The sequence below is a fragment of the Mameliella sp. LZ-28 genome, from assembly GCF_012274245.1.
GTDB classification, from domain to species: Bacteria; Pseudomonadota; Alphaproteobacteria; order Rhodobacterales; family Rhodobacteraceae; genus Antarctobacter; species Antarctobacter albus.
Window position 1 is genome coordinate 36,190 of the sequence record NZ_JAANYX010000032.1, and the last position, 25,208, is coordinate 61,397.

A 25,208-nucleotide genomic window follows, 5' to 3' on the forward strand; every position below is an offset into this window, starting at 1 on the left:
GTGTGGCCTGTCCCAGAGTAGCCCCCTGGGGCTGACGGTAAAGCGCCCAAGTTGAAGAGAGAGAAGATGACCGACCTGCCGCCCGATCTTCCCGGCTATGGCGCGCTGCGCCCCTACAGGCCCGCGGGTGTCACGCGTGGTCCGCGCATGACCAAGCTGCTGGCGGATCTCGATGCGGCGATTTCCGCCTGTGATCTGCGCGACGGGGCCACGGTGTCGTTCCATCATCATCTGCGCAATGGCGATGCGGTGCTGAACATGGTGATGGCGGCGCTGGCCCGCCGGGGGCTGAAGGACCTGCATGTGGCGGCCAGTTCCCTCTTTCCGGTTCACGCGCCGCTGGTCGAGCATATCCGGAACGGCACCGTCTCCCGCATCTCGGCGGCCTTTATCTCAGGCCCGGTGGGAGAGGCGATCTCGACCGGGGTGCTGCTCCAACCGGCGGTCCTGATGACGCATGGTGGTCGGGCGCGGGCGCTGGATGCGGGGGACATCGTGATAGACGCGGCCTTTGTCGCCGCACCGGTCGCGGACGAGATGGGCAATGTCTCGGGCAGCATGGGCACCACCGCCTGCGGCACGTTGGGATACCCGATGACGGATGTCGCGGTCGCCCGCCGCACAGTGGCCATCACCGATACGCTGGTGCCTTACCCGGCGCCCGCTATCGACATCCCGCAGGGGCAGGTGGATCACGTCGTGCAGGTGCCGCGCATCGGTGATCCGTCGGGCATCGCCTCGGGCACCACGCGCCCGGCAGAGGACCCGGTCAGCCTGGCCATTGCTGACAGCGCAGCCCGCACCATCGCCGCCAGCGGTCTGTTGAACGACGGGTTTTCCTTCCAGACCGGCGCCGGGGGCGCCTCTCTGGCGACCGCTGCTGCGGTGGGCCGCCAGATGGCGAGCGCGGGTGTCACGGGCAGTTTTTGTTCCGGCGGGATCACCGGGTTTCACGTCGAGATGCTGCGCGCGGGGCTTTTTCGCGGGTTGCTGGACGTGCAGTGCTTTGACCTCGAGGCCGTGCGATCTTACCGGGACGATCCCCGGCACCAGGCGATGTCGGCGGCCACCTATGCCGCACCGCATATCGGCGGCGCGGTGGTCGACCGGGTCGACGCGGTGGTGCTGGGTGCGGCAGAGGTCGATCTGGAGTTCAACGTCAACGTGACCACCCGGGCGGGTGGTGTCCTGATCGGCGGGTCTGGCGGTCACGCGGACACGGCGGCGGGCGCGCAGTTGTCCATCGTGACCACGCGCCTGACAGCCGCCGGTTTTGCCAAGATCGTACCGCAGGTCGGTACGCTGACCACGCCGGGCCAGACGATCGACGTTGTGGTGACAGAGGCGGGGCTGGCGGTGAACCCGGCGCGGACAGAGCTGGCGGAACGGCTGCACAGCGCCGGCCTGCGCTTGCGCCCGATAGAGGACTTGGCCCGTGAGGCCGCCACTGCCGCGCGCCAGCCGGTGCCGCCCCGGGCCGGGGGACGGGTGGTTGCCATCAGCGAATACCGCGACGGCAGCGTGACCGACCTAGTCCGCCAAATCGGCACGGATTGACACTTTGCCGTGACAAGGCGCTGGTATTCCGTGCCGAAACCGCGACAATCGCGCCGGATGCGCTATGGTTTTCGCGGATCCGGGCCGCCGTTCGCAGGACAAAAGACGGACCGCGGCGTTCAACAGGGAAAAGAGGTTTCAGGATGATAACAGACATCCAGTTCAAGCGGTCCTGGCGTGCATTTGCAGGCGCCGGGGCGCTGGCGCTGATGATGCCGGTGGCCGGGTTTGCCCAGGACGCCACGCCGATCCAGGTCGACACGATGCGGCTGACATCGGAACAGCCGGTTACCACCGATACCTTCTTTGGCACGGTGCAGGCCAGCGACATGCTGGGCCTTTCCTACGAGGCAGGCGGCTGCGTGGTCGAGGTCTCGGACAAGGCCAAGCGCGCGCGCGTCGCCACCGCCGGGCAAGTGCTGGTGCGGCTGGATGACAAGCGGTCGATGCTTGCGCTGCGCACCGCCGAGTCGCGGGTTGCCGAACTGGCCGCCACGATCGAGGAACGCGAGCTGGACATCCAGTCCGCCATTGCCGACGACAAGCGCCGCCAGCAGGAGCTGGACCTGACCACCGCCGAGTACGAGCGCAACAGCACCATGCTGGGCCGGGGCCTGATCAACGAGACCACGATGGAAGGGGTCGAGCGCCGCTTCATGGAGGCGCAGTTCGCCGCCGACCGCGCGCAAGAGGCCATCGCCACCGCCCGCGCCGCCAAGCGCCGCGCCGAGATCGCGCATGAGATCGGGCAGCTGGACCTGCAAACCGCGCAGCTCAACCACGAACAGCTGGTGCTGACGGCACCCATCGACGGGGTGCTGGTGGGGTTCGAAACCAACGTGGGGGACTGTGTCTCGGCCGGGGAACGCGCCGCGCAGATCTATGCCCCCAGCGAGAAATCGGTGGATGTCTTCATCCTCATCAGCCGCCTGTCCGAAAGCGGTCCGACCGGGATCTCCGACGGCTCCGGTGTGCGCATCACCCGCGTGAACGGCCAGGTCTGCGCCGGGACGATCACCCGCTTCGACACCGAGGCGGACCTGGAAAACCAGTTCGTCAAGGCCACCATCGAGGTCGATGAGACCTGCGCCCCCGACCTGTTTCTGAACGAGGCGGTTGAGGTCGAGGCAATGCTGGACGCAAGCGACGACACCTTCGAGATTCCGACCGGCGCGCTGACCAATGGCGACACGGTCTTCCTTGTCGATGAAGAGGGCGCCACCCTGCAGGAGGTCACGGTCGAGATCCTCAGGACCGGCCCGCGTGAGACCATCGCGCGCATTCCCGGCGCGGCCGGACGGCTGATCGTCAGCGACGCCCTTGCCGGTCTGGGCGAAGGGCAGGCGGTGGCGCTGCGCTGATCGTCTTGCGGTGATCCTGCCGGGTCAGGGCGGGGTCAGCGTGCCCCGCATGGTCGCGGAGTACAGGAAATCCTCGAGATCCTCGGTGTTGATCGGCTTGGTCATCAGCACCGTCTGCGCTGCGTCGCACATCTGGCGCAGCTCGGTCGACCGGTTGGCCGACATCAGGCGCGCGGGCAGGGCCGGATCGCGCGCCCGCAGCTGCCGGACCAGCGCCAGCCCGTCCTGCCCCTCGCCAAGGTGGTAATCCGCCAGGAGCGCGTCAGGCAGAATGCCGATGTCGTGCAGCAGCGCGCGCGCCTCCTCGACACTTCCGGCGTCCAGCACGCTGCCGCCCCAGCGTTCGATCAAGAGGCCCAGCGCGCGGCGCAGCTCTTCGTCGTTTTCCACCAGCAGCACGATCAGCCCGCTGTCGCGCAGGCGTTGCCGCGCCGCGGGGCTTTTGCGCGGTGTGGGCATCTCGTTCGGGCCGTTCACCCGCTGCGCGCTGAAGAAGAACCGTGTGCCGCGTCCCAGTTCCGAACTCACGCCAAGCGGGTGGCGCAACTGCGCGCAGGCGCGTTCCACGATGGCCAGACCCAGGCCCAGCCCCTCGTTCACGCTGCTCTTGCTGTCCAGACGCTCGAACTCGCGAAAAATTCGTTCCTGGTCGTCTTCGGCAATCCCGGGCCCGGTGTCCCAGACCTCGAAACGGATGGTGTTGCCCTGCCGCCGCGCGCCAACAAGCACACGACCCGTTTCGGTATAGCGCACCGCGTTGGCGATCAGGTTCTGCAGGATGCGGCGCAGGAAGCCGGGGTCGCTGGCCACGCTGCCAGAGGCCGGAACCACGCGCAGGTCCAGCCCCTTGAGCGCGGCGAGCGGGGCGAATTCATCGTGCAGCCTCTGCAGGAGCTGGTTCACGGAGACGGCGGTGATGTCGAGGCTGGCGGCGCCGGAATCCAGTTTCGAGATGTCCAGCAGGGCGTCGATGATCTTTTCGACGCTGTCCATCGCGCTCAGCGCCTTGGTGGCGTGTTGCTGGGTGGTGTCATCGCCGCCACCCTCGGCGATCCCCGAGATATAGAGTTTGGCCGCCGACAGCGGTTGCAGCAAATCGTGGCTGGCCGCCGCGACGAAACGCGACTTGGAGGCGTTGGCCCGTTCCGCCGTGACCAGCGCATCTTCCAGTTCCAGCGTGCGTTCCATCACCCGCCGTTCCAGCAGTTCGTTGGCCTCTTCGAGTGCCCGCGCCGCCTGGCGTTCGACGGAAACATCGGTGAATGAGATCACGAAGCCCCGGTCGGGCATTTCCTGACCGAAGACGTCCAGCGTGATGCTGCTTTCGGCACGGATCTCGAACCGCAGGGGCAGGCGCCCGCGGTCCTGGTGGGCCCAGGCGCGCAGTTCCTCGGCGGTCATCACGTCGGCGTCGAAACGGGTTTCAAGCTGTTCGATCAGCCGGTCGAAATCCACGCCCAGCCGCAGCGTGGCGATGGGCAGGGACAGCATCTCGCCGATCTTGTCGTTCCAGCCCACCAGCCGCGCATCGCGGTCAAAGATGCAGACCCCCTGGTTGAGGTGGTCCAGCGTCGCCCGCAGCATCCGCGCCTGGCTGTCCAGCAGCTTGCCGCGTTCCTGCCGTTCCAGCCGCATGATGTCGGTTACGTCGGTCTGCAGGACGACGGTGCCGCCGTCCGGCGTGCGGTGTTCGCTGACCTGCAGCCAGCGATCCCAGATCAGGCGCACGTTGAAGATCGCGTGCCGGTCCTTGTGGCGCTTCAGCCGCTGTTCGGCCCATTGCGCGGGGCTGACGATGTCGGGCAGTTGCAGGAACCGGCTTTCGCTGACCGCCTCGACGTAGTCGGCAAAGGGCAGCCCCTCGGCCAGGCGCGGCTGAACGTCGTGCAGCGGCAGGCTGAACCGGCTGTTCCACATCACCAGCTTGTCGGCGCTGTCGAACAGGGCAAAGCCCTCCTGCACCGCCTCGATCGCGTTGGCCAGGTTCTTGCGGGCGTGTTCGGCCTCGTGCTTGGCGCGGGCGAGGGCGGCATTGGACTGGTTCAGCAGGTCAAGCGTGTATTCCAGGTCGCGGGTGCGCTGGCGCACCTGGTCCTCCAGCATGGCGGCGCGTTCGAACTGGGCATAGGCGGCGCCGGACTGGTCGGTGTCCTGTTCGACGCGGCGCATCAGCGCCTCGCTGATCCGGAGCAGCTTTTCGTTCTGGCGTTCAAGTGGATCGTTGGGATTGATCAGATAATGCGTCAGGTCTCCCTGCATGGAGCCTCCGGTGCATAGATCGCGACCCCGGTCATGGTCTGGTTGACATGCATCCCGTTGACCTGCTCGCCGTAGGTGGAAAACCCGGTGACCCTGTGCCGCGACAACACATCGTCAAGGGGCCGTTTCAACTGGCGTTTTTCGGCCTCGATCCGGCGCAGGACGCAATCGCAGGCAAGGATCGCCTCCGGCTGTTCGGTCCGTGACAGTTCGCTCAGCTGCTGGTCCAGGTGGTCGACGATATGGGCCGCATCGGCAAGGGTCAGCACCAGCCCCTCGTCGATGGCGGAAAAGAATTCCAGCGCGCCGTCCTCTGTCACGCGCTTGATGGCGCGGACGTGGTGGCTGCCACCCAGGCGGACCACCATCGGGCTGTCGGCAAAGGTGAAGGTGTCGATCTGGTGCGGGTCCTTGCCCAGCAGGCGCCCAAGCTCCAGTGCTGCGGGTTCGGCGTTGATTTCATGCACCAAACGGCGCGAGGGATCCGCGCGGGTCACCACCATGCGCAGGTCGGTGGGGGTGAAATGGTTGACGCTGAACACCCGTAGCCGGCAGGTGCTGCGCACCAGCGCCATGACAGCGGCCTTTTCGTGGCAGACGCCATTCAGGGCGACGAAGGTATGTTCGAACCGCACCCCGTCCCCGGCGGACCCCCCGAACAGCTGGGTCGGCCCCAGCCCGGCGGTCAGGGACGAGGCCAGCCGGTCCTCCTGCATCGACAGCCCGTCGACCATGAGAAAGGCGAATTCCTCGGTCATCTCGGGCGCGCGGGCGCCCAGCTCGGCGCGGGCGCGGATGGTGCGCTGGGTCATCTCGTGGCTGGGCAGGTTTTCCAGATCCTCGTACAGCAGGACCTCGGCCTCGAAACAGCGCTGCGGCAGGGCCATCGCCACCACCTGTTCCTCGACGTAGCCGGCGCCCATCGCGATCTCTCCGGCGGTGGTGCAGGCCATGACCGGGGCATCGCCCAGTCGGGACTGCAGGCCCGTTACCAGCGTCTGAAAGGGGGTTGCGGGGCTGCAAAAGATCATCACGACGGCAAAGGGGCCGTTGCCCAGCCCGTCGGCAAGCTGGTCGATCAGGTCGGGTGCGTCGCAATCGGCGCGGGCTGTCCGCAGAATGGCGTCGTTATCGACACCCCCCTCGGACGGAGAGGCTCCTCCGTCCATCGGTTCTCCTCCCCAGGTGTTCTGTCTTTATTCGGGACAGACTACGGAGTGTCCGGCTGTCTTGGCAAGAGGTTCGAAAAGCTGGCCTCGCCCGCGATCAGCACGGCCTGGGTGCGGCTCTGGACACCCAGCTTTCGCATGATGGCGGTGACATGTGCCTTAACGGTGGTTTCCGCGATGGACAGGTCATAGGCGATCTGCTTGTTCAGCTTGCCTTCGCAGATCAGTTGCAGGATGCGCGCCTGCTGGTTGGTCAGCGTCGATAGGCGCGACACCGCGTCGTCACCGGAATCCGCCGGCTGGCCGGCATCGCCCACGTCGACGAAACCCTCGGGGACAAAAACCTCGTCGCGGGCCAGCGCGTCGAAGGCCTGGCGGAAGACGCCGCGCTGGCTGTGCTTGGGGACGAATCCCTTGGCGCCCGCGCGCATCACCGACGTCACCATGCGGTTGTCCGCCATCGAAGAGACGACGACCACCGGGATCGCCCCGGCCGCGGTCTTGAGCCGGATCAGCCCGTCCAGCCCGTTCACGTCCGGCAGGTTGAGGTCCAGCACGATGACATCCGGTTCCGCGCCTTCGCTCAGGGCGTCCAGCGCATCTTCCAGCAGGCTGGCGGTCTCGATCTCCTCGATCCCGGCCACGGTCTTGAGCGTCATGGCAAGCGCGTCGCAAAACAGCGGATGATCGTCCACGATCAACGCCGAGGCGAAATGCCGTTGATGATCCGTATCGGGCAACGTTCTCCTCCCCATTGAACGCCGGTCTCTTGGTATACCTTATGATCCTAGCAAAGCGCCAGAGCCACGGCACCTGTGCTAAGGTCTTAGGAGGGGCCGAACAGGCGCCGAAGGCGTGGGGCAATGCGCTACGTTCGGAATCAACCTGCGCTGAGCACATGCAGATGGACGGGAGTCCTGGCCGCGAAGGCGAGAGCGACCTTTGCGATGGAAAGAGTTCTCTATCCCGGAAACGTATTGTTTCCGTATGAATCTAACAAAAAGTGGCTGAAAAATGGCAGAATTTTGTCGTTGTCACGATTCCGGCCCATCGTGGGTCCATTGGTTATTTCGAAAATCAAGAAAAATCTTGCCTTAACAGGCTGCGATTGGGGGACGATCTTATGCCCGACTACCTTAAGGTTTTCACGTACGAACTTGACGGCCTTTCCTACACCGTAAGTCTGTTCGAGGATAACGGAACCATCATGGCGGACATCACGGTTCTCGAAGGCGCGATGGATGTGAATGCGATCTACTTCGGCGACGACGACTATTCCGGAGAGAGCGCCTCTCTCGACGGACCGCTCAACATGAACGGTGCGCGGCTTGAAGACGGGGATATCCAGTGGGACATGGCCCAGGCGCTCAGTGATCCTGGCCTCGGCCCCGATGCGGCAGATAAGGAAACCTACCTTTCCGCAGGCGACACGCTCACGCTTGAACTGGATGCCGAAAGCATCGACGACATTGATGTCGTCGGCATCCGTGCGACCTCGACGACCACGGACGAGGGGTCGATCAAAGCCGTGTCAGACGACCCGGAAGAGCCTGAGGAACCGGAGGATCCCGAGGAGCCGACATTTGAAAAGGTGTATTTCGGCACCGGGACAAACGAGGAAACCGGCTTGCCGGATGGCGTTGCCATTTTTGGCGAACCTTTCGAAGGCAACCCGGCGCTGCCCGAAGACCAGGAGCCCACGTTCGAAAACTATCTGGCCTATTTCGAAAACGAAATCGAAGGCTACGATATCACCGATATCGTGGACATCAGGTTCTATACACTGCACGAGGAAGGCTATCCCGTCGAGTTGTTCCGGATCGAGGCCCCCGAAGGCGGCTTCGCGGATGCCGACGAGGTGCTGGAGGCTTATGATGCCGCCATCGAGGCTGGAGCTCTGGACCTTGAAAGCGGCGAGGAGCTGATGGCGGCTTTGAGTCTGCCGGAAGACTTCGAAGAGGTCCCCCTCGTAGAAGATCCGGATGTCGAAGACGATCTTGAAATGGCGTAACCGACCGGAGGCGTGATTGCGCGCTTTCGCGATCGGCGCCGGCCATCATGAGAACGGCGTGACCGGGGTCACGCCGTTCTCTGGTCTGTCGGTCCGGATCAGCCGGTCCAGTTGGTCGCCTGGGCGAAGACCAGGAAGGCGATGGCGATGCCGATCCAGGTCACGAAGAGCGGCAGGAAGAACCGGATCCAGCGATCCCAGCCCACACCGGCCAGCGCCAGGGTCGCCATGAAGTAACCGGAGGTCGGGTAGAAGATGTTTGAGAGTCCGTCACCCAGCTGGTAGGCCAGCACCGCGTTCTGCCGTGTCACCCCGATCAGGTCCGAAAGCGGTGCCATGATCGGCATGGTCACAAGCGCCTGGCCGCTGCCCGACGGAATGACGAAGTTGAAGCCGAGCTGCGACAGGAACATGCCCACCGCCGAAAGCGTGTCGGGAAAGCTGCCGACCAGTCCGCCAAGGCCGTGCACCAGAGTGTCCATGACCTGCCCCTGCTCGAACATCACCGCGACCGCCCGGGCCAGTCCGACGATGATCGCGCCCATCAGCACGTCGCGGAAACCCTCGTTGAAGGCATCGCAGATGCGTGTGGTGTTCAGCCCGGCGACAAGCCCCACGGCCACGCCCATCAGGACAAACAACCCCGCCATTTCCAGCATGAACCAGCCGCGGGTCAGCACGCCCCAGACGAGGATCGCGAAAAAGCCCAGCGTGACCAGCCCGGCCCAGGCCTGGCGCCGGGAAAACCGCATCGGCTCTGCCGAGAAATCGTGGCGGTAGGACCCGCGCTTTGCCTCTTCACGGGAATCCCCGGCCATCAGGCTGTCGTCGGGGTTGGCGCGGACACGGCGGGCATAGCGGATCGTGTGCAGAACGGCCACGACCAGCAGAACGACAAAGAGCGTGGCGCGCAGACCGGCACCCGAATACAGCGGCAGTTCGGCGATCGTCTGGCCCAGCCCGGTGTTGATCGGGTTCAGCACGCCGGCGGTAAACCCGGCGGTCGTCGCCAACAGAGCGGTGGCCGCGGCGGTGACCGAATCGTACCCCAGCGCGATCATCAGGGGCAGGATCACGGGCACGTAGACCAAGGCCAGCTCCTGCGTCCCGATCAACGAGGCCACGACGGCAAAGACAGTCATCAGCACGGGAAACATCAACAGGCTGCGCGAGGAAAAACGCCGGGCCAGCTTGTCCACCGCCACGTCGATCAAGCCGGTCCGGCGCACCACCATGAACGTACCGCCGATGATGAAGGTAAAGAAGACGACGGTCGCCGCATCCACCAGGCCGTTCGGGACGGCCAGCATGAACTGTTCCAGTCCCACGGGCGTGGCCGGAACCTCGCGGTAGCTGGTCGGGTCGATGGCGCTGCGGCCGTTCGCAAGCGTCACCCGGTCATAGAGACCTGCCGGAATGACATGGGTCAATGCGGCGGCAATGGCCGTGAAGACGAACAGAATGACGTAGATGTGTGGCATCCGGAATCCGGGCGCCTCTGTCTCGTCAACTTCGGTGTTCTCGGCGGTCATTGTCTGGTCCTCCCTCGACCCTGCGGCGCACCGCGGCGCAAAGATCGTCTGATGTTGCAATAACTGACATGTTAGTTAAAATATCTTCTGTGATGCCATAAATGCTTTCAGAAGGGTCTGTTTGCAAATTTTTGAAAGTGGCGGCAAATATACAGGAAAGCGGAGGAAAACATGACAGAGGCAGGCGGTGAAGCGCAGAGCAGACGTGCCTTTGGCGCCCTTGTCGATGCCCTGAGAGACGGAGAACTGCCGTCGAGCAGCTTTCATTCGATGCAGCAACTGGTGAGCGTTCTGGGGTTTCCGATCTCTTCGATTCGCGAGGCGGTCAAGCGGGCCGAGGCGCAGGGACTGATCGAGATCCTGCCCAAACGCGGCATCCAGGTGATGTCGGCGGACCTCGAGTCCACGCGGAACTGCATGGACATGCGCGCGACGCTGGACAAGGAAGGCGCGCGCCGCCTGCTGGCGCGCGACCAGGGGCGCGACTGGTCCGATCTGCGCGCGGCGCATGAGGCGCTTCTGTCGCGGGCGCGGGCCGGGATCGGCGCCGCAGAGGCGGTCGACGTCATCGACGTGGATCTCAGCCTGCACGACGCCCTTGCCGAAGAGCTCGACAATCCTCTGCTGCGGCGCTGCTACGAAGAGAACCGCACCCGCATCGCCATCATCCAGAACACGCGCCCCTTTCTCGCCGACCGTGTTGCCTCGGCGATGGAAGAGCACCTGGCCATCGTTTCTGCGATCGAGGCCGGGGACGAAGCGGCGGCGATGCAGGCGATCGACCTCCATTTCGTGCAGACCCTGCGCTGGTGGGGCATCCACGGCTGAACCGTCCCGCTGTATTCGGTGACGGGACCCCGACCGTGGTTCACCTGTCGCCGAACATGTCCCCCAACCCGCCCAGCACCGAGCCTTCGCCCTTGCTGCCGCCGGGACCCGCGGCGCGCAGCACGCGGTCCGCCAGCCGCGAGAAGGGCAGGCTTTGCAGGTACACGGTGCCCGGTCCGCGCAGGGTGGCCAGGAAGATCCCCTCGCCGCCGAAGACCATGCTCTTGAGGTTCCCGGCCCGTTCGATGTCATAGTGGACGCCGCTGGTCATCGCGGCCAGACAGCCGGTATCGACGCGCAGAACCTCACCGGCCTGCAGCTCGCGCCGGATGACGGTGCCGCCCACATGGATGAAGGCCATGCCGTCACCGTTCAGACGCTGCAGGATGAACCCTTCGCCGCCAAAGAACCCGGCCCCCAGCCGACGCTGAAAGGCGATGTCGGTCGTCGTGCCGAAGGCCGCGCAGAGAAAGGCGTCCTTCTGACAGATCAGTTCGCCGCCCATCTCGGCCATGTTCACCGGGATGATCTTGCCCGGGTAGGGCGCGGCAAAGGCGACGCGCTTCTTGCCCTGACCGTTGTTGGTGAAATGGGTCATGAAGATGGATTCGCCGGTCAGCACGCGTTTGCCGACGTTCAAAAGCGAATCCATGAACCCGGCGGACGGGCGCCCGCCATCGCCCAGGCGAGTTTCAAAGCCGATCCCGTCATCCATGTAGTTCATGGCCCCTGCCTCGGCGATCACGACCTCTGCCGGGTCGAGTTCCACTTCGACGATCTGCATGTCATCGCCGAAAATCTCGTAGTCAACTTCATGGCACCGCATTTCAAACTGCCTTTCGAATATGGACAAAGCGAATGGGCCGAAGGCTAGACCGGTCAGGCGGGCGAAGTCCAGAGAGGGCGCTGCGCCCCCATTGCTGCTGGCCCGGGTTTCGAGAGGCACAGCCACAAGGATTTCGCCGGATCAAGAAACATCTCAGGGTTGATCTTTGATTATGGTAAGATAGGGCAGTTACGAATTCAGCATTCTTGATCCGTTCCTTTGAAAAAGAAAGAAATCGTTATGGCTGTCGAAGACCCGACACTTACCAGGATACCCGTGCAAACCTTTGCCAAGGAGGTTGAAATCCAGGTCCATCACCCGGAATTCGAGGTATCGAGTTCCGTCCAGTTCCTTGATACCGAAAAGCTGTCTACCGGACGGCACAGGATCGAAATCGGCAAGTTCAAGGACGGTTGCTGTGGCCGTGCGGCCTTTGCGATCATCGACGACGGCCGGGTCGTCGAGATCGAGACGGAGGCCTGCGAAGACGCGAAAGGGACGGCGACCGAAGAGGAAGCCGCGCTGTTCCGGCTGGCAATGGACAAACTCGCCCCGACCGAGCAAGAGCCCCAGCCGGTGCAGACATTCCTTGCCAATCTGAACGTCGGCATGCCGCCGCCGATCGGTGTGTCCGGCTGTATCAAGATCTGTCTTCTTGGGTATTGCGTCACCTGTTGTTCGTCTCCGGCGGATGGGCTGTCGTGTTCGCTGACGCGGCCCAGCGGACCCTCGACCGGCACGGCATCGCCCCTGATGACCTTTCGGCAGGAGATTGAGTTCGAAGTTTACAAGCCGGACTTCGAGGCCCTTGCCTCGAACGCGTTTCTCGACGTCGAAAAGCTGTCCACGGGCCGTCACAGGGTCCCGGTCGGCAGGATGGAGGGGCCTTGCGGCGATGATACGGTCTTTGCCAACATCCGCGATGGCCAGGTCATCAATCTCGAGGCCGAAGGCTGCGACCGCAAGGGCGATCCCGTTCCCTCCGACGTGCTGGAGGTGTTTGCGCTTGCGCACAACACGATGGCGCTCAGCGCAAAACCCCCCGAACCGATAGCCGCTTTCCTGGGCGACCTCATCTCCATCGACGTGTGGGGCTGCTTCTGGATTTGCGGGTTCGGCTATTGCCTGTTCTGTTGCACGGGCGACGTCATCACCTCGGGGACGTCCAAGTGCTGGGTCGAAAAGCGCAAGAACTCCCTGTTCTGACCGCCGACAGGCGCGGGACCTGCGCCGCGCCACCTGCCACGACTCACGCAACAAAAAAAGGCGCCCCGCGGGACGCCCTTTTCCAGATGTCGTGTGCCGGCTTACTGCAGGCTGGCCAGTTCCTTGGGCAGCTTGAAGGTCCAGACGGTGCCACCCTGGTTGAGGTAGTTCACCTTCTTGGCAACCTCGCCACCCCAGAGCGGAACAGCGCCGCCCCAGCCGGAGACGATCGAGACATACTGCTCGCCGTCCATCTCCCAGGTTACGGGCTGACCCACGATGCCCGAGCCGGTCTGGAAGTCCCAGAGAACCTCGCCGGTCTCGTCGTCCAGCGCGATGAACTTGCCCTCGGGCGTGCCGGTGAAGACAAGGCCGCCGCCGGTGGTCATCACGCCACCCCAGAGCGGGGCGTCGTTCTTGTATTCCCAGACCAGGTCGCCGGTGTCGGGGTCAATCGCCTTGAGCGAGCCGATGTGATCCTCGTAGTTCGGCTTGATGGTGAACCCGGCACCCAGGTAAGCCGCGCCCTTCTTGTAGGTGATCGGCTCGTTCCAGATGTCCATGCCCCATTCGTTCGAGGGCACGTAGAAGTTGCCGGTCTTCTGGCTGAAGGCCATCGGCATCCAGTTCTTGCCGCCCAGGAAAGAAGGCGAGGCAAAGATCACTTCACCTTTCTTGCCGTCGGCGGCCGCGGTGGGATCGCCGGGACGGTTCTCCTCGTTGAAGATCGGGCGGCCGTTCTCGTCGATGCCGCTGGCCCAGGTGATGTCCTTGACGAAAGGCGTCGCCGAGATGAACCCGCCGTCTTCGGCGTCGAGAACGTAGAAAAAGCCGTTCCGGTCGGCGGTGGCCAGGCGCATGTTGCCGTCGCGGTCGTTGTAGGCGACCACTTCGTTCACGCCGTCATAGTCCCAGCCTTCGCGCGGGGTGGTCTGGAAGTGCCACTTGATCTCGCCGGTCTTGGGGTCGATGCCGATGCGGCTGGCGGCGTAGAGGTTGTCACCCTTGCCGGTGTTGTCCTGACCCGCGTCGCGCAGCCAGCTGTTCCAGGGCGCCGGGTTGCCCGCGCCAAAGATCAGCGTGTCGGTGCGCTCGTCGTAGGAGCCGCCCAGCCAGGTGGCGCCGCCGCCGGTCTTCCACATGTCGCCCGGCCAGGTCGCGTTAAGCTCGCCGGTCATGGTCGAGGGTTCGCCGTTCAGCATGCCCATGTGGCCTTCGATCACCGGGCGTTCCCAGACCAGGTCGCCGTTCTCGACGTTGCGGGCCTGCACGGTGCCGACGATGCCGAATTCACCGCCCGAGTTGCCGGTGATGACCAGCCCGTCGACGATCAGCGGTGCGGCGGTGTAGGAATAGCCGGCCTTGTAATCCGCGATCTTGTCGCGCCAGACGACATCACCGGTGTCCTTGTTCAGGGCCACGATGCGCGCGTCCAGCGTGCCGAAGATGATCATGTCGCCATAGATCGCGGCGCCACGGTTGACCACGTCGCAGCAGGGCAGGATGCCCTCGGGCAGGCGGGCGTCGTACTGCCACAGTTCCTTGCCGGTCTTGAGGTCGATGGCATAGAGCCGCGAATAGGAGCCGGTGATATACATCACACCGTCGTAGATGATCGGCTGGGCTTCCTGTCCGCGCTGCTTTTCGCCACCAAAGCTGAAGGCCCACGCTGCCTGGAGGTACTTGATGTTGTCCTTGTTCAGCGTGTCCAGCGGGCTGTACCGCTGCAGGTGGCGGCCCATGCCGTTGGTCACGACCTGCGTCGTGATGGTCTGGTCGTCGGCCAGATCGGCCTCGGTCACTTGTGCCGTGGCAGCTGTGCCGGTCAGCAGAATGCTGGCAGCGGCTGCCAGAATGAATCGGTTCATGAGATTTCCTCCCTTCATCGCCCAGGCGACGTGGATACACGCGCCCCTCTCCCGGGCGCTGCAGACAGTATTCAGGGAAGCCGCGCGGCGAGGTATTGCACAATGGTCGTAAGACTGTCGCGCGGTTGACAAGCCGGGTGAAGCATGACGCGCGCGTGACTCGATCCGGGTGGTGCGGCGCCGGTCCAGGACAGCAGAAAGGGCAGAGACCGTGACTGAACGCTCGATCCCGTTCCCGACCAGATCGGTCGGTAAGATCGCTTTCCCGTTCTGACCGGGTTTCTTCCCGAACTGCGGGGGTTGTCAGGCCAAGGTTCAGATCGTGACGCTCCACCTAGGCCAAGGCTCCCTGTGGCCAACAGGCCCTGTCACCGAGCCGCTCCGCTATTTGCCGTTGGGCCGGAGTCGCTGCGTCCTCCTGGATCTCCTGCAGGAAGCCGCACCAGGGGCGGCTGCGCACTATCGCGCGCCTGCCATGTAAGGGCCGGGCTGGCGGCGGTGATCACGTAGAACCATGCTTGAAGAAGGATAATTACTATACAAAATTTACACATGAATTTTGGGTATGACCCCGCCAAAAGTGGCTCGAATCTGTCGAAGAATGGCATCGACTTCGAACAGGCACAGGCTCTGTGGGACGACCGATGGATGCCTGAAGCGCCCGCCAAGACCGGGGATGAACCGCGCTTCATCTCGATTGGGAAGATCGAAGGCAAACATTGGACGGCCGTCTGGACGCCGCAAGGTGTTGCGGTGCGGATCATCTCGGTGCGCCGCGCTCGGAAAGAAGAGATCAGCTACTATTAAGGCAACTGAGTTCGACAAGAAATTTGACGCCGGTGAGGACGTGAACGATGCAATCGACTGGTCCCAGGCGCGCCGCCGAAACGATCAGCCCAAGCGCGTGAACGTGCATTTCCCGGCGTGGGTTGTGGAGGGCTTGGACAAGCAGGCTCGGCACCTGGGTGTGACGCGGGAATCGCTGATCAAGCTATGGATTGCTGAACGGCTCCAGTAGGCTCATCAACTTTGGCGTTTGGGACCTGCACGATGACTGCATTTGACTTCTTGATCTCGGTTGCAAAAGCCAAGAACCTTGGAGTTCTATTGGTAGTTCAACAGAACTTGAGGAATAAATGAAGTATTGCGCAATTGCCTTGCTCTTGACTGGCGCCCTCGCGCTTTCGGCTTGCAAGGAGGAGGGGGTCACATTGAGTTTTGTCAGTTCCGAGCGTGTGCAGGCGAAGGATATTTTTGGCTTCGAAACCAGAGAAAAGAGATGCAAAGCCATCTTTGAAATTAAGAATGAATTTTCTAAGCCAATTGACGAAATCACTGTGCGGATGGATTTCTTCAATGCAGCTGGCGAAGCTGAAGTTCGTTCCAGCGTTTTCACAGGAAAGAAAACACAATATTCACTGGCGAATCCGGTGTTTCGGAGAAACTGGAGCTGGACCTTGCGCAATCTGGAGCCTGGCATTAGTCAGTTTGAAACAGGCGAGCAATTTCCATCAAGAGCCTGTGGTGACGACATTCGCATCAGACTCCTTGAGATCACCTGCAAGCAAGGTGAAAAAGATTGTTCTTCAGGTATTGTAGTCGCGGAGAATCCGATGATCGTACCCTAGGACAGTTAGGTCGTAGCTTACGTCACTGTCCGATTTTTGGGGGGGGGGCAGCCTCGGGGGCTGCCCTTTGCGTTGCGGCCAGCCGGGCGATCAGTCGGAAATCGCGCCGTTGTCCTGGGTGGTGATGCTGCCCAGGTAGGACAGGATGAATTCCTGCACGGTGCGGTCCTCGATCCCGACGTGGCGCATCTTGGTGCCGGGCATGAAGCCATCGTTGTCTTCCATCCAGGCACGCAGGGCGGCGGGCGTCCAGACGATGCCAGAGGCTTCGAGCGCGATGGAATAATCGTAGTCGGGATAGCTGCCCGCCGCGCGGCCGATGACATTTTCCAGCGGCGGCCCGTAAGAGGCATGGTCGGCATCGACCGCGTGGCAACGGCGGCATTCACTGTCGAACAGGGCCTTTCCGGCGGAAATCTTGATCTCGTCGAATGTGTCTGCGCAGGCCGGACCGGCGATGAGCGCGGCGGCGAGAATGAGGGCGGTCTTCATGTCTGGTCTCCAGTGATGTGCGCGATTCCCTGGTCCTGGCGCGATCCTCTGCCGATCACGGGCAAAAGCCATCCGCTGCTTTGGTCGTATTCCTGTGTGTGCGCGGATTGATCATGATCAAGGACAAGACATCAGGCCTTCCCCGACCATGTGGGACCACGGCTTGTTGCCTTTCGGATTCCCGGCAAGGCGCCCGGACTCCCCAAGGGATCGTTGCCCGATGCGGCAAGGGTCCTCCCTTTATTCGGAGCTTTGCGGGATGGCCGACGCAGACCCTTGCTCTGCGTCGGTCCTTTCCCGAAAGGCAGATCTGTCCGCCGGTTCCGGCAGGTTCAGAAGAGCGGGGCGTATTTCCAGTTGTCGGCGTCGGGCGTGACCTCATCCAGGTCATAGCCCGCGCCCTGCAGCCGCCGGGCCACCGGCAGGCCCGCCTTGGCGGCGCGGTCCACCATCGCGCGGCCCGCGGCCTCGTCCCGGGCGACACCATGCCCCCGGATCAGCGCCAGCCCGTAGTTGAACTGGCCCACAGGATCGCCCGCCTCGGCGGCGCGCCGGTCCCATTCGGCGGCGGCATCGGGATCATAGTCGCCGCCCAGGCCGTTGTTCTGCAACTGGCCCATCCATGTCATCGCCGCCGTGTAGCCGCCCTTTTCGGCGCACAGGCGAAAGATCTCTCGCGCGTCGGCGTGATCGCCCTTCTTGGTGAAGTGATAGCCCGAGGCGCAGGTGGTCATGTCGGCCTGTCCGCGCCGGATGTTGTCGATCACCCGGTCCATGCCCATCTCGGGCGGGTTGAGGGTGCCCAGGTCTTCCTCGGCCCAGGCGGGGGTGGCGATCACGGTGCAGATCGCCAGGATGGTGATGCGCATCGCATCCTCCTTTCAAGGGATCGCGGCGGTCTGCTCCGCCGTGATGTGATTTGACCTAGCGTGTCGGAGCGGCGTGGCCATCACCCGCTCACATTCTGCGATCAGGGCCGCAGCGCCGCGCCCCAGGGGAAACGGCCCACCTTGATGGTCTTGATCGCCTCGCGCTTGGCCACGTCGATCACCGTCACGTCGCCGGAGACTCCGTTGGTGGTGAACAGCAGCGACTTGTCGCTGTTGAAGGCCATGTGCCAGACACGGCGCCCGACCAGGATGTATTGCTCGACCTCGAAGGTCTCGGCGTTGACCACGGCGACGTGGTTGGACGGCCCCAAGGCGACAAAGGCGGTCTTTTCCTCGCCGTCGAACTCGAATCCCACGGGCTGCACGCGGTCGGGGTGCACGCCCTTGACGGCAAAGTCGATCTTGGCCAGCTCTGCCTTGGTCTCGACATCGAAGACGCTGACCGTGCCGCCGATCTCGGCAGACACCCAGAGCTGCGTCCCCCCGGCGGCGAACTCGGCATGGCGGGGGCGCGAATCAACCAGCGTATTGGCGACCAGTTCGCGGGTCTCGGTGTCGATCCAGTGCGCCATGTTGGTGGTTTCCGACGTGGTGATTGCCAGCTTGCCATCGGGCGAGACGGCCATGCCCTCTGGCTCGATCCCCACGTCGATCTGGGCCACGACGGTGCGGCTGACCACGTCGACGACGGTGGTGATCGCGTCATCCTCGTTGGCGATGTAAAGGTGCCGGTTGTCCGGGTGCAGGACGAATTGCTCCGGGTCCTCGCCCGAGGGCAGGTCGAACAGGATCTCTCCGGTATCGGGGTCCATGACCTGCACCGTGTCGCTGTCCGAGGCGCAGATATAGACCACCTTGTGATCGTGGCTGAAGGTGATGCCGCGCGGGCGGTCGCCGGTGGGAATGGTGCGCACCACCTCGAGCGTGGCGACGTCGATCACGCTGATGGTGTCGTCCTTTTCGTTGGTGACCCAGATTTCCTCGGCGGTGACAGGCGCGCCCAGCAGGCAGGCGGCAAGGCAAGCGGTGAGGGTCTTGTGGGTATTTTTGCCAAGAAGAAACATCATGTCGGTCCTCAATTGCCGAATGCCGTGCAATCGGATTCGGGGGCGTCGCGGCCCAGCGTGTCGAGTTCGTTGACCTGGTGCAGGAAACCCTCAAGCGGGGCCTGTGCCACCACGGCGCGTTGCGTGACCAGCGGAATCGGCTGGCGCAGCTGGCCGTTCCAGTCGCGGAACGACAGCGGGCGGCCCTTGAAGCCGGCCAGTTCGAAGTCGGGGCCCAGCAGGTAAGCGCGCAGGGTCGCGGTGTCGGCGGCACCGGTGCGGGTGACGGCCTCGCCCACGGCGCGCACGGCGGCCCAGGCGGCGTAGTCGCGCGATTGCATCGGGCGCGCGGCCAGGTCGGTGAACCGCGATTGCAACTGTGCCGCACCCCATTGTTCCACGACCTGAGCCCAGGCCACGGGCACCAGCCCCTCCGAGCCGGCAACGGGGCGGGGTATCCAGGTGTTGTAGGCGATGTAGCGGCCGAAATCATGGATCTCGTCGGCGATCAGCAGGACGTCATGCGCCTTGAGCTCCTGGGTGAAGAGCGGCACCTCCTGGCTGGCATTGCGGCGCATGTCGGCGTCGAAGGCCCAGGTCTTTTCCGCGGTCAGGCGCATTCCGAACTTGGCCAGGCTGGCGCGCAGGGAGTCGGCGAAGGCGATGTCATCCGGGTGGGTGCCGGTGATCATGGCCAGGTCGTCCCAACGGCGGTTCAGCAGGAACTGCGCCAGGGCATCGGTGCGCATGGCATTGCTGGGCAGGGTGTGCAGGAGGTTTGCCCGGCAGTCCGCGCCGCGCAGGCGGTCATCGGGGGCGGCGCTGTTGAAGATCAGCGCACCCGCCGCCTCGGGCAGGTCCGCCATGGCCAGCGCCGCATCGGCGGGGGCGTCGAGCACGATCAGGTCGGTGGTCGCCAGAGCGGCGCGCGCCGCTGCGGCCAGATCGCCGCCGATGGGCACCTCCGTCACCTCCAGCGCCCAGATCTGGCCCATGAACCGGCCGGTCGTGGCATTGTCGGCAAGGCCCAGCTCGGCCCCCTTCAGGCCGAGGTCCTCGGGAATCGGATCGAGGTTGGACAGGACGGGGGGCTGTTCGACCTCTTGCCGGAGGTAGTGAATCGTAACGGACACGTCGGCAACAGCAGCCGACGTGCCAAGGCACAAGGCCAGAGCCAGGCGCAGCAACATCGTGAAATCCTCCCTTTGCCAAGAGAGTAGGCAGCGTATTTTCCAGCGGAATAGGACCTTGGTCGAGGTTCCGCGCGGCTTGGGACTTAGGTCCAATAGCTTCGGTGCGAGACGGCCCCCTAAGAAAAGGGCAATCGCACCGAGGAGGAAACACGCACATGACCCGCAAGACCACTGCACTGAGCCTGGCCTTGATGTTCGGCGCCACGATGGCGCTGTCGCATGGGGACGTTGCCCCCCAGCCCGTCAACACCGATGCCCTGCCCGAAGTGGGCGAGGAATGGCTGACCGAAAACCCCTACCGCGACCAGGGAGACGACGTTTACTGGACCGCCGTCGAGATCGGCGCATCCGGCTACAACCAGAACTGCGCGCGCTGCCACGGGCTCGAGGTGATCTCGGGCGGGTTGGCGCCCGACCTGCGCTTTCTCGAAGCCGAGGAATACGGCGACGAATGGTACATGGAACGGTTCATCCACGGCTATACCCAGAACGGCACCACCAAGATGCCGGCCTTTGGCGAACTTCTGGGCCAGAAGGCGGCCTGGGCAATCCGCACCTACATCGAGGCGCGGCCCGACGATGAACAGATGGCAGAGCTGACGCCCGAGCTGAAGGGCCTGCGCGACCAGCTGGCGGCCTGGTCCGAGGATGCCTCGGGTGCCGACCCGGACGGGATGAAGGCCAAGCTGGACGAGATCGCCGCCGGGATCGAGACGCTGAGCGGCGCGCCCGTTGCCGACAGCGCGGCCTACCGGGCCTCGGCGCTGATCGACGGCACGACCGATGGCTATCGGCTGGCTGCCGAGGCGCTGACCATCGGCCTGTCGGCGGCGCACTGACATGACTGCAGCGCGCCCCCTGCTGAAACTGTGCCTGGTGGCCGGCCTCTGGGCCGGCATCGCGGGCGCCGTCGAGGCGCGCTGCGAGGACTGGGTGCCGCAACCGAAACCCCAGAACGCCAGCCGCGACATCGTCGGTCAGGACATCGACCAGATCATGGAGCGCGGCTGGATCGAATTTGCCGTCTACGAGGATTACCCGCCTTATTCCTTCGAAGAAAACGGCAAGCCGCGCGGTGTCGACATCGAGATCGGGCGCCTGATCGCCGAGGATCTCGGTGTCGCGCCGCGCTTCAAGTTCGTGTCGGCGGGTGAAAACCTGGATGCCGACCTGCGTAACTATCTCTGGAAGGGGCCCGTGGTGGGCGGCGCCGTGTCCAACGTGATGTTGCGCGTGCCCTATGACAGCGCCTTTACCTGCCGGGTCGAACAGGTTGCCTTTACCGGCCAGTACCAGACGGAGGGGATCGCCATTGCCTATGACAAGGCGGCCTATCCCGAGGAAAAACCTGTTCCGGCCTATTTCCGCTTTGATACCGTGGCGGTAGAAAACGACTCGATTGCCGATTTCTACCTGACCTCGCTGGCGGGCGGGCAGTTGAACGCCAATATTCGGCGATTCCCGACCACCGCGCAGGCGATGGCGGCGCTGGCGGCGGGCGAGGTGAAGGCGGCGATGGGCCCGATGGCCCAGCTGGAATACGGCCTGACGGATGACCTGGCCGTGCACCAGCCGCCCTTGCCCGGCTTCGCGGTGGGCAAGTGGACCATCGGGCTGGGGGTTAATTTCCGTTATCGTCCGCTGGGTTACGCGGTGGACGATGCGATCTATGCGGCGCTCGACGATGGGCGTATCGCGGCGATTTTCGAAAGCTACGGGTTGAGTTTCACGCCACCTGAGCGTTGAGTGATCCATAGCGAGCACAGGAACGGGGCTGCCCCTGGGCGCCCGTCAGAAGGAAGAGGGTTGAGAGATGCAGATGAGTGACAGCCGCGAGATCGCGGCCCCGCGCGACGTGGTGTGGCAGGCGATCCTCGATCCAGAGGTGCTGAAGGCCTGCGTGCCCGGCTGCACCGAGATGACCGGATCGGCCGAAGAGGGTTTCGAGGCGACGGTGGTGCAGAAGGTCGGCCCGGTGAAGGCGACCTTCAAGGGCCAGGTCACGCTGGCCGACATGGACAAGCCGAACTCGGTCACGCTGAACGGCGAAGGCAAGGGCGGCGCCGCGGGGTTCGCCAAAGGCGGCGCCAAGGTCGACCTGGCAGAGACCGCCGACGGCGGCACCCTGCTCAGCTACGAGGTCGAGGCCAAGGTCGGTGGCAAGCTGGCGCAGCTGGGCAGCCGGATCATCGACGGATTCGCCAAGAAGATGGCCGACCAGTTCTTTCAGAACTTCCAGGACGCGGTCGAAGGCCCGACCGACCCTGACGCCGCCGAACCCGGCGCGGATGGCGACGAAACCCACAAGAAAGGCTGGTTCAAGCGGCTCGTGAAGGGCTGACCCGGCGACATCGAGATACCCAGACAAGACATTTTATCCAGGGAGGATAGCGATGGCAGAAGTAACGATGACGGTGAACGGGAAATCCGTCACCAAGTCGGTCAAGGGCAACACGCTGATGACCGAATTCCTGCGCGACGAACTGCGGCTGACCGGCACCCATGTGGGCTGTGACACCTCGCAGTGCGGCGCGTGCAACATCCACGTCAACGGCAACCTCGTGAAGGCCTGCACCATGTTCGCCGGCGAAGCCGACGGCGCCGAGGTTTCGACCATCGAGGGCCAGGCCAACGCGGACGGCTCGCTGAACGTGATCCAGCAGGCCTTCCAGGACCATCACGGCCTGCAGTGCGGATTCTGCACCCCGGGCATGGTCATGGCGGCGGCCTCGCTGCTCAAGCAGAATGCCAAGCCGACCGAGGCCGAGGTGCGCGACTATCTCGAAGGCAACATCTGCCGCTGCACCGGCTACCACAACATCGTCAAGGCGATCCTGGCAGCGTCCGGGCAGGATGTCTCGGGCATCGCCGCCGAGTGAATTGACCCCGTGGCAGGATGACCTGCCGCGCAACCGATTTCCGCAAGGTGGGTCATCGGCCCATCGACTTTAGGGAGGAATCCACATGCCCAAGGATCATGGCATTGGAGCAAGCCAGAAACGGCGCGAAGACGTCCGCTTTCTGACCGGCGCCGGCAATTACACCGACGACATCAACCTGCACGGACAGGCCTATGTCTACTTCCTGCGTTCCGACATGGCGCATGGCAAGATCAACAAGGTCGATACCGAAGAGGCATCGAAGATGCCCGGCGTCGTGCGCATCTTTACCGGCGCCGATTTCGAAGGCATCGGCGGTCTGCCCTGCGGCTGGCAGGTGACCGACAAGAACGGCGACCCGATGAAGGAACCGGCCCACCCGGTCCTGGCCCAGGGCAAGGTCCGTCACGTCGGCGACCCGATCGCCGCCGTTGTGGCCGAGAGCCTCGAAGAGGCGCGCACCGCCGCCGAGGCCATCGAGCTGGACATCGAGGAACTGCCCGCCGTCGTCGACATGAAGGCCGCGCTGGCCGATGGCGCCGCCAAGGTGCACGACGATCTGTCGGACAACCTCTGCTATGACTGGCAGTTCGGCACCGACACGGAAACCACCGACAAGGCCTTTGCCGAGGCGGCGCATGTGACCACGCTGGAGCTGGTCAACAACCGCCTGGTGGCCAACCCGATGGAGCCGCGCGTGGCCGTGGGCGACTATTCCCGCGCCAACGATGAATCCACGCTCTACACCACCTCGCAGAACCCGCATGTGATCCGCCTGCTGATGGGCGCCTTCGTCCTTGGCATCCCGGAACACAAGCTGCGCGTCGTGGCGCCCGACGTGGGCGGCGGCTTCGGCACCAAGATCTTCCACTACGCCGAAGAGGCCTTCTGCACCTTCGCGGCGCGGCAGGTGAACCGCCCGGTGAAGTGGACCTCGTCGCGCTCCGAGGCTTTCATGTCGGACGCGCATGGCCGCGACCACGTCACCAAGATCGAGCTGGCGCTGGATGCGGACAACAACTTTACCGCCGTGCGCACCGACACCTACGCCAACATGGGCGCCTACCTGTCGACCTTCTCGTCCTCCGTGCCGACCTGGCTGCACGGGACGCTGATGGCCGGCAACTACAAGACGCCCGCGGTTCAGGTGAACGTCAAGGCGGTCTTCACCACCACGGTTCCGGTCGATGCCTACCGCGGCGCCGGTCGCCCCGAGGCGACCTTCCAGCTGGAGCGTGTCATCGACAAGGCCGCGCGTGAGCTGGGCGTCGATCCCATCGCTCTGCGCCGCCAGAACTTCATCACCCAGTTCCCCTACGAGACCCCCGTTGCGGTGGCCTATGACACCGGGGACTACGAGGCCACGATGGCCAAGATGGAAGAGCTGATGGACATCCCCGGCTTCCCCGAGCGCCGCAAGGCATCGGAGGCCAAAGGCAAGTTGCGCGGCCTGGGCGTCAACTGCTTCATCGAGGCCTGCGGCATCGCGCCGTCGAACCTCGTGGGCCAGCTGGGCGCGCGTGCGGGTCTGTATGACGCGGCGACCGTGCGGGTGAATGCCACCGGTTCGATCAGCGTCATGGTCGGTGCACACAGCCACGGCCAGGGCCATGAAACCGCCTTCCCGCAGGTGGTCGCGGAAATGCTGGGCATCGACGAATCGATGATCGACATCGTGCATGGCGACACCAGCAAGATCCCCTTCGGCATGGGCACCTACGGGTCCCGTTCCATCGCGGTCTGCGGCTCGGCAATGGTCCGCGCCACGGAGAAGATCATCAACAAGGCCAAGAAGATCGCCGCCCACCTGCTCGAAGCCGCGGAAACGGACATCGAGCTGAAGGACGGCCAGTTCTCGGTCGCGGGCACGGACAAGTCCGTGGCCTGGGGGGATGTGACGCTCGCCGCCTACGTGCCGCACAACTACCCGCTCGAGGACATCGAACCGGGGTTGGAGGAAACCGCCTTCTACGATCCCTCGAACTTCACCTACCCGGCGGGCGCCTATGCCTGCGAGGTCGAGCTTGACCCCGAGACCGGCGAAGTGACCATCGAGAAGTTCGTGTCGGCGGATGACTTCGGCAATGTCATCAACCCGATGATCGTCGAAGGCCAGGTGCATGGCGGCATCGCCCAGGGCATCGGCCAGGCGCTGCTGGAAAACTGCGCCTACGACGAGAACGGCCAGCTGCTGAGCGCGTCCTACATGGACTACGCGATGCCGCGCGCCGACGACCTGCCGCACATGGCGAACTACACGGTGGACCACTCCTGCCAGACGCCTTGCACGCACAACCCGTTGGGTGTGAAGGGCTGCGGCGAGGCCGGGGCCATCGGCTCGCCGCCGACGGTCGTCAACGCGGTGATCGACGCGCTGCAGTCCGGCGGTCACAAGGTCGAGCACATCGACATGCCCGTGTCGCCCTCGCGCGTCTGGGCGGCGATGAACGGATAATCCCCGCC

General features: G+C 64.1%; 23 protein-coding genes. 13 read left to right on the top strand and 10 right to left on the bottom strand.

The window, feature by feature from the left end:
• Positions 1-66 precede the first annotated feature (66 nt).
• Together citF and G9Q80_RS15490 are read left to right on the top strand one after the other, a co-directional pair.
• Positions 67-1,557, top strand: coding sequence for a citrate lyase subunit alpha (gene citF / locus G9Q80_RS15485; RefSeq protein ID WP_088714575.1), 1,491 nt, complete (start codon positions 67-69; stop codon positions 1,555-1,557).
• Positions 1,558-1,700: 143 nt separating this feature from the next.
• Entirely contained in the window at positions 1,701-2,918 is a 1,218-nt protein-coding gene (locus G9Q80_RS15490; protein ID WP_088714576.1) for an efflux RND transporter periplasmic adaptor subunit, read from the top strand.
• 24 nt (positions 2,919-2,942) lie between these two features.
• Here G9Q80_RS15490 and G9Q80_RS15495 read toward each other — a convergent pair whose 3' ends face one another.
• Genes G9Q80_RS15495 through G9Q80_RS15505 form a run of 3 tightly spaced genes read right to left on the bottom strand, consistent with a single transcriptional unit; the run spans position 2,943 to position 7,101 of the window.
• A complete protein-coding gene (locus G9Q80_RS15495) occupies positions 2,943-5,177 on the bottom strand; it encodes a hybrid sensor histidine kinase/response regulator (RefSeq protein ID WP_168246500.1) in 2,235 nt (744 codons plus the stop codon).
• A complete protein-coding gene (locus G9Q80_RS15500; RefSeq protein WP_074623587.1) occupies positions 5,162-6,346 on the bottom strand; it encodes an FIST N-terminal domain-containing protein in 1,185 nt (394 codons plus the stop codon). Before G9Q80_RS15500 ends, G9Q80_RS15495 begins: the two co-directional genes overlap by 16 nt.
• A gap of 41 nt (positions 6,347-6,387) precedes the next feature.
• Positions 6,388-7,101 (bottom strand): response regulator, encoded by a 714-nt coding sequence (locus G9Q80_RS15505; protein ID WP_052244410.1) that lies wholly within the window; start codon positions 7,099-7,101, stop codon positions 6,388-6,390.
• A gap of 248 nt (positions 7,102-7,349) precedes the next feature.
• Here G9Q80_RS15505 and G9Q80_RS15510 point away from each other — a divergent pair, with 248 nt between their 5' ends.
• On the top strand, positions 7,350-8,357 hold the full coding sequence (locus tag G9Q80_RS15510; RefSeq protein WP_232788168.1) for a hypothetical protein: 1,008 nt from the start codon (positions 7,350-7,352) through the stop codon (positions 8,355-8,357).
• Between the two features lie 98 nt (positions 8,358-8,455).
• Here the strand turns inward: G9Q80_RS15510 and G9Q80_RS15515 are convergent, their stop codons facing one another.
• Positions 8,456-9,889, bottom strand: coding sequence for a YfcC family protein (locus G9Q80_RS15515; RefSeq protein ID WP_121497598.1), 1,434 nt, complete (start codon positions 9,887-9,889; stop codon positions 8,456-8,458).
• Positions 9,890-10,060: 171 nt separating this feature from the next.
• Here G9Q80_RS15515 and G9Q80_RS15520 point away from each other — a divergent pair, with 171 nt between their 5' ends.
• Positions 10,061-10,717, top strand: coding sequence for a GntR family transcriptional regulator (locus tag G9Q80_RS15520; protein ID WP_088714578.1), 657 nt, complete (start codon positions 10,061-10,063; stop codon positions 10,715-10,717).
• A gap of 40 nt (positions 10,718-10,757) precedes the next feature.
• Here the strand turns inward: G9Q80_RS15520 and G9Q80_RS15525 are convergent, their stop codons facing one another.
• Positions 10,758-11,543: a TIGR00266 family protein gene (locus tag G9Q80_RS15525; protein WP_088671872.1), complete on the bottom strand. Its 786-nt coding sequence runs from the start codon at positions 11,541-11,543 to the stop codon at positions 10,758-10,760.
• A gap of 276 nt (positions 11,544-11,819) precedes the next feature.
• On the opposite strand from G9Q80_RS15525, the gene G9Q80_RS15530 reads away from it, so the two are divergent.
• Positions 11,820-12,749, top strand: coding sequence for a hypothetical protein (locus G9Q80_RS15530; protein WP_133066379.1), 930 nt, complete (start codon positions 11,820-11,822; stop codon positions 12,747-12,749).
• Between the two features lie 101 nt (positions 12,750-12,850).
• Here G9Q80_RS15530 and G9Q80_RS15535 read toward each other — a convergent pair whose 3' ends face one another.
• Positions 12,851-14,617: a PQQ-dependent methanol/ethanol family dehydrogenase gene (locus tag G9Q80_RS15535; RefSeq protein ID WP_043140248.1), complete on the bottom strand. Its 1,767-nt coding sequence runs from the start codon at positions 14,615-14,617 to the stop codon at positions 12,851-12,853.
• A 552-nt stretch (positions 14,618-15,169) separates the two neighbouring features.
• Here G9Q80_RS15535 and G9Q80_RS15540 point away from each other — a divergent pair.
• From G9Q80_RS15540 to G9Q80_RS15550, 3 genes are all read left to right on the top strand, one after another.
• Positions 15,170-15,424: a BrnT family toxin gene (locus tag G9Q80_RS15540; protein ID WP_088714580.1), complete on the top strand. Its 255-nt coding sequence runs from the start codon at positions 15,170-15,172 to the stop codon at positions 15,422-15,424.
• Between the two features lie 40 nt (positions 15,425-15,464).
• Positions 15,465-15,635 carry a type II toxin-antitoxin system BrnA family antitoxin gene (gene brnA / locus G9Q80_RS15545; RefSeq protein WP_210426210.1) on the top strand — a complete coding sequence of 57 codons (171 nt, stop codon included), beginning with the start codon at positions 15,465-15,467 and terminating at the stop codon, positions 15,633-15,635.
• 118 nt (positions 15,636-15,753) lie between these two features.
• Positions 15,754-16,245, top strand: a complete 492-nt coding sequence (locus tag G9Q80_RS15550) for a hypothetical protein (protein WP_168246501.1) — start codon at positions 15,754-15,756, stop codon at positions 16,243-16,245.
• Positions 16,246-16,335: 90 nt separating this feature from the next.
• Here the strand turns inward: G9Q80_RS15550 and G9Q80_RS15555 are convergent, their stop codons facing one another.
• The 4 genes from G9Q80_RS15555 to G9Q80_RS15570 all read right to left on the bottom strand — a co-directional run bounded on the left by G9Q80_RS15555 (position 16,336) and on the right by G9Q80_RS15570 (position 19,863).
• A complete protein-coding gene (locus G9Q80_RS15555) occupies positions 16,336-16,737 on the bottom strand; it encodes a c-type cytochrome (RefSeq protein ID WP_069210430.1) in 402 nt (133 codons plus the stop codon).
• 332 nt (positions 16,738-17,069) lie between these two features.
• Positions 17,070-17,606 (bottom strand): tetratricopeptide repeat protein, encoded by a 537-nt coding sequence (locus G9Q80_RS15560; RefSeq protein ID WP_043140254.1) that lies wholly within the window; start codon positions 17,604-17,606, stop codon positions 17,070-17,072.
• Positions 17,607-17,707: 101 nt separating this feature from the next.
• Positions 17,708-18,694 (bottom strand): YVTN family beta-propeller repeat protein, encoded by a 987-nt coding sequence (locus G9Q80_RS15565; protein ID WP_232788169.1) that lies wholly within the window; start codon positions 18,692-18,694, stop codon positions 17,708-17,710.
• Positions 18,695-18,702: 8 nt separating this feature from the next.
• On the bottom strand, positions 18,703-19,863 hold the full coding sequence (locus G9Q80_RS15570) for an ABC transporter substrate-binding protein (protein ID WP_088714581.1): 1,161 nt from the start codon (positions 19,861-19,863) through the stop codon (positions 18,703-18,705).
• Between the two features lie 158 nt (positions 19,864-20,021).
• On the opposite strand from G9Q80_RS15570, the gene pedF reads away from it, so the two are divergent.
• From pedF to G9Q80_RS15595, 5 genes are all read left to right on the top strand, one after another.
• Entirely contained in the window at positions 20,022-20,705 is a 684-nt protein-coding gene (pedF, locus tag G9Q80_RS15575) for a cytochrome c-550 PedF (protein WP_069210433.1), read from the top strand.
• Between the two features lies 1 nt (position 20,706).
• On the top strand, positions 20,707-21,612 hold the full coding sequence (locus tag G9Q80_RS15580) for a substrate-binding periplasmic protein (protein WP_088714582.1): 906 nt from the start codon (positions 20,707-20,709) through the stop codon (positions 21,610-21,612).
• A 67-nt stretch (positions 21,613-21,679) separates the two neighbouring features.
• Positions 21,680-22,207, top strand: a complete 528-nt coding sequence (locus tag G9Q80_RS15585; RefSeq protein ID WP_088714583.1) for an SRPBCC family protein — start codon at positions 21,680-21,682, stop codon at positions 22,205-22,207.
• 52 nt (positions 22,208-22,259) lie between these two features.
• Positions 22,260-22,745 carry a (2Fe-2S)-binding protein gene (locus tag G9Q80_RS15590; protein ID WP_074622017.1) on the top strand — a complete coding sequence of 162 codons (486 nt, stop codon included), beginning with the start codon at positions 22,260-22,262 and terminating at the stop codon, positions 22,743-22,745.
• A gap of 85 nt (positions 22,746-22,830) precedes the next feature.
• The gene (locus tag G9Q80_RS15595; RefSeq protein WP_074622016.1) at positions 22,831-25,200 is read left to right on the top strand and encodes a xanthine dehydrogenase family protein molybdopterin-binding subunit; all 2,370 of its coding nucleotides are present in this window, start codon (positions 22,831-22,833) and stop codon (positions 25,198-25,200) included.
• Positions 25,201-25,208 lie beyond the last annotated feature (8 nt).

What these genes read in the sequence shown, in the direction of transcription:
- citF (WP_088714575.1), top strand. Translation starts at nt 67, where the DNA reads ATGACCGACCTGCCGCCCGATCTTCCCGGCTATGGCGCGCTGCGCCCC.
- G9Q80_RS15490 (WP_088714576.1), top strand. Translation starts at nt 1,701, where the DNA reads ATGATAACAGACATCCAGTTCAAGCGGTCCTGGCGTGCATTTGCAGGC.
- G9Q80_RS15495 (WP_168246500.1), bottom strand. Translation starts at nt 5,177, where the DNA reads ATGCAGGGAGACCTGACGCATTATCTGATCAATCCCAACGATCCACTT.
- G9Q80_RS15500 (WP_074623587.1), bottom strand. Translation starts at nt 6,346, where the DNA reads ATGGACGGAGGAGCCTCTCCGTCCGAGGGGGGTGTCGATAACGACGCC.
- G9Q80_RS15505 (WP_052244410.1), bottom strand. Translation starts at nt 7,101, where the DNA reads ATGGGGAGGAGAACGTTGCCCGATACGGATCATCAACGGCATTTCGCC.
- G9Q80_RS15515 (WP_121497598.1), bottom strand. Translation starts at nt 9,889, where the DNA reads ATGACCGCCGAGAACACCGAAGTTGACGAGACAGAGGCGCCCGGATTC.
- G9Q80_RS15520 (WP_088714578.1), top strand. Translation starts at nt 10,061, where the DNA reads ATGACAGAGGCAGGCGGTGAAGCGCAGAGCAGACGTGCCTTTGGCGCC.
- G9Q80_RS15525 (WP_088671872.1), bottom strand. Translation starts at nt 11,543, where the DNA reads ATGCGGTGCCATGAAGTTGACTACGAGATTTTCGGCGATGACATGCAG.
- G9Q80_RS15535 (WP_043140248.1), bottom strand. Translation starts at nt 14,617, where the DNA reads ATGAACCGATTCATTCTGGCAGCCGCTGCCAGCATTCTGCTGACCGGC.
- G9Q80_RS15540 (WP_088714580.1), top strand. Translation starts at nt 15,170, where the DNA reads ATGAATTTTGGGTATGACCCCGCCAAAAGTGGCTCGAATCTGTCGAAG.
- G9Q80_RS15550 (WP_168246501.1), top strand. Translation starts at nt 15,754, where the DNA reads ATGAAGTATTGCGCAATTGCCTTGCTCTTGACTGGCGCCCTCGCGCTT.
- G9Q80_RS15555 (WP_069210430.1), bottom strand. Translation starts at nt 16,737, where the DNA reads ATGAAGACCGCCCTCATTCTCGCCGCCGCGCTCATCGCCGGTCCGGCC.
- G9Q80_RS15560 (WP_043140254.1), bottom strand. Translation starts at nt 17,606, where the DNA reads ATGCGCATCACCATCCTGGCGATCTGCACCGTGATCGCCACCCCCGCC.
- G9Q80_RS15565 (WP_232788169.1), bottom strand. Translation starts at nt 18,694, where the DNA reads ATGATGTTTCTTCTTGGCAAAAATACCCACAAGACCCTCACCGCTTGC.
- G9Q80_RS15570 (WP_088714581.1), bottom strand. Translation starts at nt 19,863, where the DNA reads ATGTTGCTGCGCCTGGCTCTGGCCTTGTGCCTTGGCACGTCGGCTGCT.
- pedF (WP_069210433.1), top strand. Translation starts at nt 20,022, where the DNA reads ATGACCCGCAAGACCACTGCACTGAGCCTGGCCTTGATGTTCGGCGCC.
- G9Q80_RS15580 (WP_088714582.1), top strand. Translation starts at nt 20,707, where the DNA reads ATGACTGCAGCGCGCCCCCTGCTGAAACTGTGCCTGGTGGCCGGCCTC.
- G9Q80_RS15585 (WP_088714583.1), top strand. Translation starts at nt 21,680, where the DNA reads ATGCAGATGAGTGACAGCCGCGAGATCGCGGCCCCGCGCGACGTGGTG.
- G9Q80_RS15590 (WP_074622017.1), top strand. Translation starts at nt 22,260, where the DNA reads ATGGCAGAAGTAACGATGACGGTGAACGGGAAATCCGTCACCAAGTCG.
- G9Q80_RS15595 (WP_074622016.1), top strand. Translation starts at nt 22,831, where the DNA reads ATGCCCAAGGATCATGGCATTGGAGCAAGCCAGAAACGGCGCGAAGAC.